This is a genomic window from Flavobacterium sp. 5 (assembly GCF_002813295.1).
Lineage (GTDB): Bacteria > Bacteroidota > Bacteroidia > Flavobacteriales > Flavobacteriaceae > Flavobacterium.
In genome coordinates this window covers 3,497,936-3,510,541 of record NZ_PHUE01000001.1, presented here as the reverse complement: position 1 = coordinate 3,510,541, position 12,606 = coordinate 3,497,936, and the positions used below count along the sequence as shown (strand labels likewise).

The 12,606-nt window shown below is 31.7% G+C and carries 8 protein-coding genes; 2 read left to right on the top strand and 6 right to left on the bottom strand.

All coding sequences use genetic code 11. The features are described 5' to 3' along the window. Positions 1-99: 99 nt before the first annotated feature. From CLU82_RS14660 to CLU82_RS14635, 6 genes are all read right to left on the bottom strand, one after another. Complete coding sequence (locus tag CLU82_RS14660) at positions 100-1,083, bottom strand: T9SS type A sorting domain-containing protein (protein WP_100843779.1); 984 nt, start codon at positions 1,081-1,083, stop codon at positions 100-102. 232 nt (positions 1,084-1,315) lie between these two features. Then, positions 1,316-2,587: a fasciclin domain-containing protein gene (locus CLU82_RS14655; RefSeq protein ID WP_100843778.1), complete on the bottom strand. Its 1,272-nt coding sequence runs from the start codon at positions 2,585-2,587 to the stop codon at positions 1,316-1,318. A gap of 87 nt (positions 2,588-2,674) precedes the next feature. Beyond that, on the bottom strand, positions 2,675-3,757 hold the full coding sequence (locus CLU82_RS14650; protein WP_100843777.1) for an IPT/TIG domain-containing protein: 1,083 nt from the start codon (positions 3,755-3,757) through the stop codon (positions 2,675-2,677). 20 nt (positions 3,758-3,777) lie between these two features. Further along, entirely contained in the window at positions 3,778-5,343 is a 1,566-nt protein-coding gene (locus CLU82_RS14645; protein ID WP_100843776.1) for a RagB/SusD family nutrient uptake outer membrane protein, read from the bottom strand. 12 nt (positions 5,344-5,355) lie between these two features. Then, positions 5,356-8,520 (bottom strand): TonB-dependent receptor, encoded by a 3,165-nt coding sequence (locus CLU82_RS14640; RefSeq protein WP_100843775.1) that lies wholly within the window; start codon positions 8,518-8,520, stop codon positions 5,356-5,358. 317 nt (positions 8,521-8,837) lie between these two features. Beyond that, a complete protein-coding gene (locus tag CLU82_RS14635) occupies positions 8,838-9,716 on the bottom strand; it encodes an AraC family transcriptional regulator (protein ID WP_100845045.1) in 879 nt (292 codons plus the stop codon). Between the two features lie 278 nt (positions 9,717-9,994). Between CLU82_RS14635 and CLU82_RS14630 the strand changes: the two genes are divergently transcribed. Both CLU82_RS14630 and CLU82_RS14625 read left to right on the top strand, forming a co-directional pair. Continuing rightward, positions 9,995-11,140 carry a glycoside hydrolase family 26 protein gene (locus tag CLU82_RS14630; RefSeq protein ID WP_100843774.1) on the top strand — a complete coding sequence of 382 codons (1,146 nt, stop codon included), beginning with the start codon at positions 9,995-9,997 and terminating at the stop codon, positions 11,138-11,140. A 24-nt stretch (positions 11,141-11,164) separates the two neighbouring features. Beyond that, positions 11,165-12,553 (top strand): MFS transporter, encoded by a 1,389-nt coding sequence (locus CLU82_RS14625; protein WP_100843773.1) that lies wholly within the window; start codon positions 11,165-11,167, stop codon positions 12,551-12,553. Positions 12,554-12,606: the final 53 nt, after the last annotated feature.

Genomic DNA, 12,606 nt, shown 5'->3' with positions numbered 1-12,606 from the left:
ATATATATTTAAACAAAAACAATTAAAATAACAAATTACACAAAAACTCCATATCTACTCAATAGAAATGGAGTCTTTTTAATAAAAAAAAGATTAAAATTAAATCACAATTAAATTATTAGTTTTTACAACTCCATTTGGATAGGTTATTTGCACAATATAAACTCCTGGTGTCAACCCTGCGCCAACTGTTGCTTTAAGAGGAAATGAAGTACTTGAACTTGGCAGAGGAAAAGTAGTCTTTAAAACCCCCGAATTATTATATACTCTGCATATTGTTCCTGTAAAAGTAATTGCTGGAGCAACGATAGTTAAATATCCGCTAGAATATGGATTCGGTGCCATTGTAAAATCATAATTTACAGCGGGCGTATTATTTGCGCAATTAGTTAAATTTAAAGAAACCATGTTGCTATACGATGTACTTGATATTGTATTAGACGCACACTCTGTGGAAGAAGTGGATCTTGTTATATCATATAAAAAATAGGGTTCTCCATTTAATGGCAACTTTAATTCGAATACATTTTTGGATGTTTGAGTAATTACAATACTCGAATTAGCAATTCTAGGTGCGATAGTAAAACTGGTGTTAGGACTTGGATTTGGAGTCGTTGTCACATTAAGTGTTATAAAATGGTATTGAGGAGTACAGTAATCACTAGTTTTTGTAACCAAATAGCTTGGTACTGCTGGTGGTGTCGGAGTAAGAAAGTTAAAATGCTCTGTCTCTGTGACAAAATTTGATCCTAAATAAAATTCTGCATAGATATAACTTGGGGAAGCTATTAAATTTCCACTTTTGAATACCACTTTATAAAGAACTGTAGGAGATGGATCTCCAGAAAAACTTATTCCTGGATCATTAGATTTCCAATCAATTCTATCATAACTCCCTAACTGAGGAGGATTGTCAATTCTATATGAGGGATTGTTTGCAATACAGTACGGATTATTTCCTGAAATTGTTATTTGAGCATTGGCTACAAAACTTGCTATAATTAACCCAAAAGTAAATACATAAAGTTTTATTCCTTTTAATAATTTAAAAGTGTTGCCACTTAAAGAGTCCTTTTTTTTCATAATTAATGTTTTTTTAAAGTGTTTATTGTTATTTTTATTAAACCAAATTTAACACTAAAATAAATACAAAATTTATATTATTTTATCAAAACACAATACTAAAATTACATTCAAAATACTTAAAATCAACAAGTTATATATGTGCTATTTAATAAAATCCATATAATCGCATAAAAAATATTCCCTAGTTTTTCAACTAGGGAATATTTCAAACTAACTCAAAATAAATCTATTACAAAAACCCAATATCGTCTAAATAGATAGTACTACCTGGAGTAAGTGAAATTCCAGAATATTCTTTTATAAACAAACTATTAAAAGTTGTACCAATCTTATCTGTTTTCAAATCCGAGAAAGGAATTGACAAATTATTCCATTGACCTGCAACCAATGTAACTGTTGTACCGTTAGCATCAGTATCATCACTATTTATAGAAACTAAAATCTTAGTACTTTCGGTTGCATAAACAGATATTTTAAGGAACTGATAATCTGCAACATTTAGAGGAGCTTCGAAACCCATATGAAACCCAGACCAGGGTCCTGCAATTTTCTCAATAGAATATGTTCCTCTACTTACATTTTTAGTACTTTGAAAAACATAATCTCCACCCCATCCCCAATGTGCACTTGGAGTTGGATTACCTGAAAAATCATCTCCATAAAATAAATACTTAACCCCAATACTACTTGGAGAAGAAGTTCCGAACTCAGTTTCTACAACAATAAGTGCAGATGTTCCAAAATCATCTGGTACTTTTGCTTTCATTTCATATCTTGTAGAAGTACCAATTATCTCAGCTTCTGTATCATTAAATTTAACAGATTTTATTCCTACAAAATTATCACCATACAATGTAATAATATCACCAGGAGAGGCGAAAACTTGAGAAAGACTAGAAATAACTGGTGGAGGTGGTGTTAAATTAATTACATTGTCAAGAACATGAACAAAACCATTCACAGCATAAATATCTATACCTGTAGCTTGTTTATCTGAACCATTTACTTTTAGAATATTACCATTTACAACTACAGATAATAAATAAAGAGCTGGATTCATTTCATTGGCCATTGTTGTGTAATCACCTGTTTCTAAATAATCTGCTGTTACTCCTTCTAGAGGACCAACTCTTTTCTTAGTTCCTTTAATAATGTGACTTAAAACAATTTGTTTAAGTTGCTCAACAGGAACTAATGCAATGTCTGGATAACCTAGATCATTCACAAAGCCTTTATTTACTAAGTAAATATTCATTGCAGCATCGCTTGGTACAAAATAAGTAAAATCCCCATCTGTATCTAAAGTTCCCGTAAGGTTTGTCAATTCAATCGCCTTATAAAAAACACTAAGATTTGAATTTTGTTTTACTAATCCGAATGCACTACCGCTATAATTTTGTGCAGTTCCACCAATTTCAGGAGTACTGTCATCGCAAGATGCTACAAACGTCATTAATAACGTACATAGGGCGATTTGTTTTAATTTATATATAATTTTCATACGTTTTATTTTTAATTCATTTACAATAATCAATAAATTTTATAAAGAATTCAGAAATAGAAATCATAAATTCTTTTACCAAATAAATTATTTATCCTTTAATACTAAACCAATATCATCCAGATAGATAATATTTCCTCCAAAACCACCTAGTTCTTGAAAGCCAATTTTTTCCAATACTGCTGGACTACCAACTTCACTTAATGGAATTTCAACATAAATCCAATTCCCTTCCTTATACTCAGTAATTTTAATATTATTATCTGCATTTCCATTAACAAAAAACTTAACTTTTCCTGTTTTTGCCATTTTAATAGAAAATCTTACAGCTTTGTATTTATCTGTATCCGTAAAGTTCCAAGAAGCTAGGGCAATATTGTAACCTCTCCAATCACCTACTGTTTTCCATTCAATACACTTTGAACCTTGGCTAAAATCTTTAGTATATTCTTTGTTTACAACATTATTATCACTCCAAAGTTCTTCCCAACCATAAATATTAGTGTAAGCATCATCATAAATAGCAGAACCAAATGTTTGCGGAGCTACCGTAGTACCAGATACATTTGTAATAGCTAAATTTTGTAAATAATTGCCATTAGGAACTTTTACTACGATCTCAGTCAATGTTGAAGATACAGTCTCAACAGCAGTAGTCCCAAAATAAACAACAGGATGCAAAAAATAATCTCCTGTAATCGTTATGAGATCTCCTGGCTTTGCGTTAATAGGAAATCCTTGAATATGCGGATATGGAGGCAAAACAGGTATAGTGTATTTTAAAGTCCCAATACCCGTTACTAGTTTAACTTCATTCATTTCATTATAGTAAGGAGTCTTTGAATCTATAGTTACAATAATTGCTGTATCAGTAACAAGAGTCAAATTAAACACCGACTTCATACCATTAAAAGAAATTTCTTTTAATGAACTAAACCCAGTCCCTCTAATAATATACATATTACCACACACCAGTTTATCAACAGGCACATCTGTTTGTCTATCGCCCTCTATCAATGGATCATCAACAACAGAAGCAGAAAATCCAGATATTGCTAAAGTAGTAGAGTGTCCATTATTGTCATCATTAGAGCAAGAATTTAAAAGGAAAAGTGAAATTGAAGCAATTAAATACACCTTTAAAATCATAAATTTTTTAAAATTTTTCATAATTATTATTTTTTTTAAAATTATTTAAAAACGTAAGGTACTGGCGCATCCTTCAATTTTGGATTCTGCCTAACATCAACCTCTGGTTTAGGAAAGATAAAATCTGTCGCAACAGGAGTATAATACCTTGGCCCTTCCCAGTCAGCTCCTCTATCTTGCTTAGAAACAATATCTATTGCTTCTGCGCGAGGTAATCTGCCTAAATCATACCAGAATTCACCTTCGAAAGCAAATTCAACTCTTCTTTCTTTAAATAATTTTGTGTGTGTTAGTGGCTCATTAACACCTAATTCTGCCAAACCAGCTCTTTTTCTTATCAAATTAAAATCATTTTTTGCCATTGGATCGGAAGTTTCCGCAGCTCCAGCCATAATTGCTTCCGCATGAATCAATAATAAATCAGCATAGCGCATAATGTAATTACAATTATTCATTCCACCCCAAGAATCTGCATTTCCAGTTTCTCCAGTTACCTGTCCTACAACATACTTTTTTACTGCTGCGCCAGTACCATCTAAAACATTTGGATACCATTTTTTATTTAATTTAAAACCAACAGTGTCATGTGCTTTTAAGTCAGGATACTCATCGCCATATATCATATAAGATTCTTTACGTCTTTTGTCTCCTAATTCAAAAGCACTTTGAACATCATTTGTAGGTACATAAGTTGCTCCATAAGAAGCTCTATCATTCAAAATATCTAATCCATACTGAATATTTGAAAAATTCCCAGCTTGGTATTGATTAATTTCTCCAGACCATTGCCAAGAATAGATAGACTCTTCATTATTGTTTTTACTAGTCAAAAATAAATCTGAATAATTTGGTAAAAGTGCAAACTCACCTGAGTTAATAACTTTTTCAGCCATAGCTTTAGCATTCGCATAATCCTTTTCATAAAGGTAAACCTTAGCTAAAAGAGCTTCTGCTGAACCTTGAGAAACAAAAATATTCTCTTCACCAGGCGTTCTAGATCTAGTTTTAGATTTCAAATTCGCAGCAGCAAATTTCAAATCATTTTCAATGAATTTATATACGTCTTGAACACGATTTGTATTCACTAATGGGTCTTTGGCCAAAGCTAAATTATCTTCGATAATAGGAACCGGACCAAATAAGCGCACTAAATAAAAATAAGAAACTGCTCTAAAGAAATGTGCCTCGGCAATAGTGTTTTTTACAACCGCTGGGTTTACACTAGGAGCGGCACTTGTTTCTAAAGTATTAATTAGATTATTAGATTGTGCCACTATAGCGAAGCAACTTTTCCAAGGATCGGACAAAAACGAACTACTAGACGTTAATTTAAATTGTATTACCTCACTTCCATCTGCGTTTGCCCAGCAGTTTCCTGATGACAATTCAGACAATGCATAAAAACATTTTGTAAAAAATGGAGCCCACATTCTACCATACATTCCATAAGTAGATCGTTGCACTTGCTCATCAGTGCTATAAAATTGATCACTTACATAGCTGTCCTCCGATGGTCTGTCTAAAAAATCATTACTACAACCAGTAGTTGAGAGTCCTAGCATAGCAAAAAACACTACTGTTTTTATATTTAATATATATTTTTTCATTTTTTGTAATTATTAAAATTCAACATTCAAACCGAAAGTAAAAGATTTGTTCGTAGGATAACGACCAGAATCAATACCTGACAATAATGCATCTTGATTATACGAACCTACTTCTGGATCGTACCCTGTGTATTTAGTAAAAGTGTACAAGTTTTGAAGACCTCCGTAAAATCTTAATTTAGTAAGTTTTACTTTTGAGATAACATCTGATGGCAAAGAGAAACCAAACGTAATGTTTTGTAATCTTATGTATGAACCATCTTCTACATATCTATCTGATATTTCAAGATTAGGATGTCCATCTGCACCATCAGGTCTTGGATACTTAGCATTTACATTATCCGGAGTCCAAAAATCAGCCGCTTCTGCTAATTGATTTTCATAAAGACGTTGATTTTTTGTTGCTGCTCTTCTAGTCAAATTCAACACTTTATTTCCTTGAGACCCTTGGATAAATACCGCAGCATCAAAGCCTTTATATTTAAATGTATTATTAAAACCAAAAGTAAAATTAGGATGAGGACTTCCAATAAAAGTTAAATCTTTTTCATCGATTAAACCATCTTTATTTTGATCTACATATTCAATATCCCCTAAAACACTTTTGGCAGGTTTACCACCCGTAAATGGAATTGGTGCATTTGCCAGCTGTTCATTAGTTCTAATAATACCTACCGTTTCGTAACCATAGAACTGTCCGATTGGCTGTCCAACAACAGTTTTTGTAACCGTTTTATTTGTATACCCATTCACAGGAACTTCTTTTATTAAATCAAAATTATTTTGAAGTGATAATAATTCATTGTTGTATTTAGAGAAAATAGCTGTAGAACTCCATGTAAAATGTTCTCCAAATTTAGCATTATAAGTAACAGTAGCTTCAATACCATCATTTCTCATACTACCTAAGTTCACTTTTGGCGCCCCTAAACCACCTTGATACGGCTCAGTACCAATAACATAAGCTGGCAAAGGCAAAGTAAACAAGAATCCCTCAGATTGTTTTCTATACAAATCAACAGTAGCTTCTAATTTTGAATCTAGTACTGTAAAATTGATACCTAGATTGGTTTGTTTTGCAGTTTCCCACGTTAAATCAGGATTTGCAATATTACCTACTGTAAAAAAATTACCCATTGCTGATTTTATAGAAGTTATTCCTGAAACATAAGCATTTCCTCCAATATTTTGGTTTCCTGTTTCTCCATATCCAGCTCTAAATTTTATGTTATCCACATATTTTTTAGTCCCTTCCATAAAACTTTCATTAGATAATTTCCAAAATCCAGATACTGATGGGAAATACCCCCATCTTTTACCCTCAGCAAAATTAGAACTACCATCCGCTCTAAATGTAGCCTGAAAACCATATCTATCTTTGTAATCATAATTGAATGCTGAAAAATAAGAACTCAAAGCACTAGACCCTTTGTTTTCAGTAGCAGTTAAAGTTTTAGGGTCTCCTAAACTAATTGAATGGATATTATTACTTAACAATCCAGAAACGGTTTGTTCATTACTTGAATAATGAGATTCATACGATTCTTGCCCTGCTAATAAACTAAAATTATGATCTTCTAATTTTAATTTATATGTAAAAACATTTTTAATATTCAAACCACTCCAAGTATTTGCTCTCTCTTGTAATTGATTTACTTTATTTTGCATTGTTCCCCAAACATAAGTAGGTTGGAAACCTTCAAAATTTGAAATAAACGTAGAACCACCAATATCAAAACGATATTCTAAACCTTTAGCTAATTTCACATTAGCATAAAGATTAGCCATATAATTTTTTTTCTTTAAAAAGTTAGTATTCATTAAAGCAGAAGCAACTGGATTAATCCAAGCTCCAGGCACTCCTGCCGGAGGACCAGAATAAGAGCCATCCACATCTTTTACAGATGTATCAGGTGTCGACAATATAGAACTACTGATAATTCCATCACTAGAACCATTTAGTGTTATATTTTCTTTAGAAACACCTCCAGAAATACTAACACCAACTCCCAACCATGGCTTTACATTTGTATCAACATTAGTTTTAAAATTATATCTTTCGTAATCGGAACCAACAACAATACCATCTTGGTCTAAATACCCCCCAGAAATATAATAACTTGTACCATCTTTTGCACCTGAAAAAGATAATTGATGATTTTTCATTAATGCAGTCTGATAGATTTCATCTTGCCAATTAGTACCTGGACCTAAAACTGAAGGCACTGCAAATTCACTTCTTGGTTGAACACCATAATAATCTGCCAAAGCATTTTGTTGAACCGCATATTGACTTAAGCTCATAGTTTTTAACAAATGAGTAACTTGCTGAGATGACACATAACTATCATAAGTAAGTTTTCCTGAACCTTTTTTTCCTTTTTTTGTTGTAATAATAACAACTCCGTTGGATGCTCTTGAACCATAGATAGCAGTAGCAGAAGCATCTTTCAAAATATCCATTGTTTCGATGTCATTAGGATTTATAAGAGCAAGAGCACTTGTAGTAACACTTCCTGAGTTACCTCCTACATACCCTTTTACTAGATTACCTCCTGTAGAACTATTAGTTGCATCTCCTGAAATCGGAATACCATCTACTATATAAAGTGGCTCGTTTGTTCCTCCTATAGAAGTAGTCCCACGTATTTTTACAGAAACATCACCACCAGGTTGTCCAGAATTATTAGTTACTGTTACCCCAGCAGCTCTACCTTGTAATAACTGATCAAGACTAACTTGAGGAGTGTCTGCAAAATCTTTAGCTTTAACTGTAGAAACTGCACCTGTTAAATCTTTTTGCTTCACACTTCTATACCCAACATTCACCAATACTTCCTTCAAATCTTCTGCAGTAGAAACTAGACTTAAATTAATTGTTGCTTGCCCATTAACCGCTACTTTTTTTGTTTGAAAACCAATAAAAGCGAAAGACAATGTTGCATTTTCAGGAACATCAATAGCATATTTTCCATCAAAATCAGAAGAAACAGCAGTTGAGGTACCATCAATTTTTATAGTAACTCCAGGTAATCCCTGATTGGTATTTGAATCTTTAACTGTACCATGCACCTTTATTTGTGCATTCATAATTCCACAGCTAAACAATAAAAGCATCAATGGAACCTTTCTGTGGTTGATTTTCCATTGAGATAAGTAAGACAATAGTTTTTTCATAATTAAAATTTGTTAGTTAAGTTCAATAAGTTCCGAAAGGGTAATTCGGCAATTATTTTTTGGTCATTTATTAATATGATTTATAATTAACAAATTTATAACAGTAGTTAACATCAAATTAATATTATTATATCATTTAATGATAATATATTTTCAAAATGAAAAAATTAATTATATATAATAAAATTTTAGCATTAATTTTTTATATTATTAATATTTAAACCTTAAAATATAAACAATATATATAATTATAAAAAACAAAAAAGCCCTTTAAAAAATATCCTAAAGAGCTTTTTAAACAGAAAACTATAAGCAAATTACAAAATTCGCTTTAATCCAGAGAAATCATCTCGATACTGACTAGGTGTGCATTTTTTAAAAGCTTTAAAACTTCTATTAAAATTAGCAATATTATTAAAACCAGATTTGAAAGCAACCTCAGAAATACTGAGATCTTTCTCTACTAACCATCTTGCAGCATACCCTATTCGAATATCATTAATATAATTGACAAACGTTTTTCCAGTGCGCTTTTTTATAAATCTATTAAACGAAATAGTAGTCATACTAGCTACTCCAGCCACTTCTTCAAGTGACAATTTTTCAGCAAAATTCTTCTGAATATAATCATAGATCAATTTCATCTTATCATACTCTTCAAATGTATCATTTTCGACAGTAAATGTAGATAAAAGCCTCTGATTACGGGAGTTTGCAAGATCATAGAGTATAGATATGATTTCGAGAAAATAATCCATTCCGTCTAACTTAGATATCTTAATTAACCTTGGAGTAAGCATTTCAGCTACTTGATTTGAAAATAAAATACCATGTACAGATCGATTAAACATCTCCTTTATAGGTGTCATAATTCGTCTAGACAACAAAAAGTCATGAAAAAGATCATTATGAAATTGAATAGTTATTTCATGAATATCTTTGTTCTTACATTTATGTTGCTCCCAGCCATGATACAAATTAGGCCCCACCAACACTAGCTCTACATCATCAATCTCTTCAATATTATCTCCCACAACACGTTTTACACCTTTTCCATTCAGTATAAAGTTGATTTCAAATTCAGGATGATAATGTACTGGATAATCAAACTCATCTTTAATTCTATCAAAAACCAAAAAGCTATCTTGAGCTGCAAGTGGAACAATTTCTCTATGAAAATTTTTAAAAGTGCTCATAATTTGTTTTTTTATTTGCAATAATAAGATATAAAATTGATAAAATAATATTAATTCAAAAGATGTTATTACTTTATCTTTGAAAAATGAATTTATGTTTTTGATTACAAAAATATGTTTAAAAAATGTAAACCGTTTTAAAATGATATTTTCCTTAACATTTTATCAAAAAATTAATAAAAAGACAAAAACAAAATTTCAAAATATTAATCATTCGATATTCAATTTAAACCATTGAGTTACATTTTAAAACAAACAAAATATCATTATTACAGAATATGACAAAAACCAACTACATACTAGCCATTTTATTCACTTTTAGCACATTTTATTGCGTTTCATCACAAACAAGTGATACAAAATTATCATTATCTGATAAAAAATCAACAAAAAATACCATTAAATTATACAAAAACCTATATAAAACAACTAATAAAGGTATTCTTTTCGGTCACCAAGATGATTTAGCGTATGGTGTAAACTGGAAATATGAAGAAGGACGAAGTGATATAAAAGATGTAGTTGGAGATTACCCTGCCGTTTATGGCTGGGACATCGCTGGTTTAGAAAGAGACAGTACTAAAAATATAGATGGAGTACCTTTTGACAAAATGAAACAATACATTCAGGACGCTAATGAAAGAGGTGGAGTATCAACAATAAGTTGGCATTTTGATAATCCTGCAACAGGAAAAAATGCTTGGGACAACACTCCAAATTCATTAAAAACAGTTCTTCCAGGTGGAGAAAACCATAAAAAATTTATAACTTGGTTAGACAAAGCCGCTGTTTTCTTTTTGTCCTTAAAAGATAAAAAAGGAGATAATATCCCTATCCTTTTTAGACCCTATCACGAACTTACCGGAGGATGGTTTTGGTGGGGCAAAGGGAATTGTACTCCAGAAGACTTCAAAACATTATGGAAATTCACCTTTAACTACCTACAAAAAAAAGGAGTTCATAACTTAATTTATATCTACAACACTGGGGGGGTCAAAACAAAAGAAGAATTTCTTGAAAACTACCCAGGTGCAGATTATGTAGACATTTTAAGTTTTGATAATTATCAAAATAATGACGACAAAAATGGTGAGAAGTTTATAACTGAAACTCAAAATCAGTTTAAAATAATTGATTCAATTGCTAAAGAACAGCATAAACTTATAGCTTTCGCAGAAGCTGGATACGAAGCTATTCCCGATCCTAAATGGTGGACAACTACTTTATTAAAAGCAATTGGTGATTATAAAATTTCTTATGTTTTACTATGGAGAAACCATGGTTGGCAAGAAAAAGAACAAAAAATGCATTATTACGTTCCGTACAAAGGGCAGACTAGTGAAAAAGATTTTGTAGATTTTTACAATCTTGAAAATACTCTGTTCGAAAAAGATGCTGCTAAAATTAACTTACATAAAAAATAACCCCAAAGACTATACCCTCAAAAAATGGAAGAAAAAATTAAATTAAAAGAAAAAGTTGGTTACGGATTAGGAGATGCTGCGTCCTCTATGTTCTGGAAAATTTTCAGTATGTATCTTATGTTTTTTTATACAGATGTCTTTGGAATAGCGCCAGCAGTAGTCGGAACTATGTTTTTAATAACACGTATCTGGGATTCCTGTTTTGATCCTTTGGTTGGGATTCTTGCTGACCGTACCAAAAGCCGCTGGGGAAAATTTAGACCGTACTTATTATGGACAGCAATACCATTTGCACTAATAGGAATCTTGACTTTTTACACTCCTGATTTTGACGAAAAAGGAAAAATAATATACGCCTACGTTACATACTCTTTAATGATGATGATTTATTCTGTTATTAATGTACCCTATGCTTCTTTATTGGGTGTAATGTCTGGTGACCGGAAAGAACGTACAACACTTTCGTCTTACCGTATGGTTTTTGCTTTTGGTGGAAGTTTATTAGCACTATGGCTGATTGAACCTTTAGTAAATCATTTTGGAGGAAGCTTAAACTCAAAAACGGGTTGGTTATATACTATTATTGTTTTTGGAATGATTACTACTGTTTTCTTTTGGGCTTGTTTTCTTCTCACCAAAGAAAGAATACAACCTATAAACGATGAAAAACCTAACTTAAAAGAAGATTTAAATGACCTTCTTAAAAACAGACCTTGGTGGATTTTATTAGGAGCTGGAATCGGAGCCTTAATATTTAATTCAATTCGTGATGGAGCTGCTGTTTATTATTTTAAATATTATGTAAGTAGTACAATAAGTTATAGCTTCAACATTATGGGAGAGAATTTTGCAATGACTCCAACTACACTTTATTTGGTTCTTGGACAAGCTGCAAATATTATTGGTGTTATTGTAGCTACTCCTATTGCAAATAAAATTGGAAAAAAGAAAACCTTCTTTGGTGCTATGACTCTTGCTGCAATATTGAGTATCATTTTCTATTATTTAGGAAAAGAAGATGTAATTCTTATTATGGTTTTCCAAATACTAATTAGTATTTGTGCAGGTTGTATTTTTCCTTTAATCTGGTCCATGTATGCTGATAGTGCCGATTACTCAGAATGGAAACAAGGACGAAGAGCTACTGGTCTTATCTTTTCTGCTTCTTCGATGTCACAAAAATTTGGTTGGACTATTGGAGGTGCTGCTACAGGATGGCTATTGGGGTATTATGGATTCCAAGCCAATGTTGTTCAAACAGCCACCACGCAAACTGGAATACAATTAATGTTAAGCATACTTCCTGCAATTGCTGCAGCTATATCTGTACTTTTTATTCTATTCTATCCTTTATCAGAAGAAAAGTTACAAGCTATTGAAGACGATCTTAATGAAAAACGAAATATAAAATAAATAATACTTGATTTAGAACATTCAACCTATGAATACAACAGCACTACAGCCAG

Bases quoted from the DNA above. Each gene is read 5' to 3' on its own strand.
- CLU82_RS14650 (WP_100843777.1), bottom strand. From the start codon at position 3,757: ATGAAAAATTTTAAAAAATTTATGATTTTAAAGGTGTATTTAATTGCT.
- CLU82_RS14630 (WP_100843774.1), top strand. From the start codon at position 9,995: ATGACAAAAACCAACTACATACTAGCCATTTTATTCACTTTTAGCACA.
- CLU82_RS14625 (WP_100843773.1), top strand. From the start codon at position 11,165: ATGGAAGAAAAAATTAAATTAAAAGAAAAAGTTGGTTACGGATTAGGA.
- CLU82_RS14640 (WP_100843775.1), bottom strand. From the start codon at position 8,520: ATGAAAAAACTATTGTCTTACTTATCTCAATGGAAAATCAACCACAGA.
- CLU82_RS14635 (WP_100845045.1), bottom strand. From the start codon at position 9,716: ATGAGCACTTTTAAAAATTTTCATAGAGAAATTGTTCCACTTGCAGCT.
- CLU82_RS14655 (WP_100843778.1), bottom strand. From the start codon at position 2,587: ATGAAAATTATATATAAATTAAAACAAATCGCCCTATGTACGTTATTA.
- CLU82_RS14645 (WP_100843776.1), bottom strand. From the start codon at position 5,343: ATGAAAAAATATATATTAAATATAAAAACAGTAGTGTTTTTTGCTATG.
- CLU82_RS14660 (WP_100843779.1), bottom strand. From the start codon at position 1,083: ATGAAAAAAAAGGACTCTTTAAGTGGCAACACTTTTAAATTATTAAAA.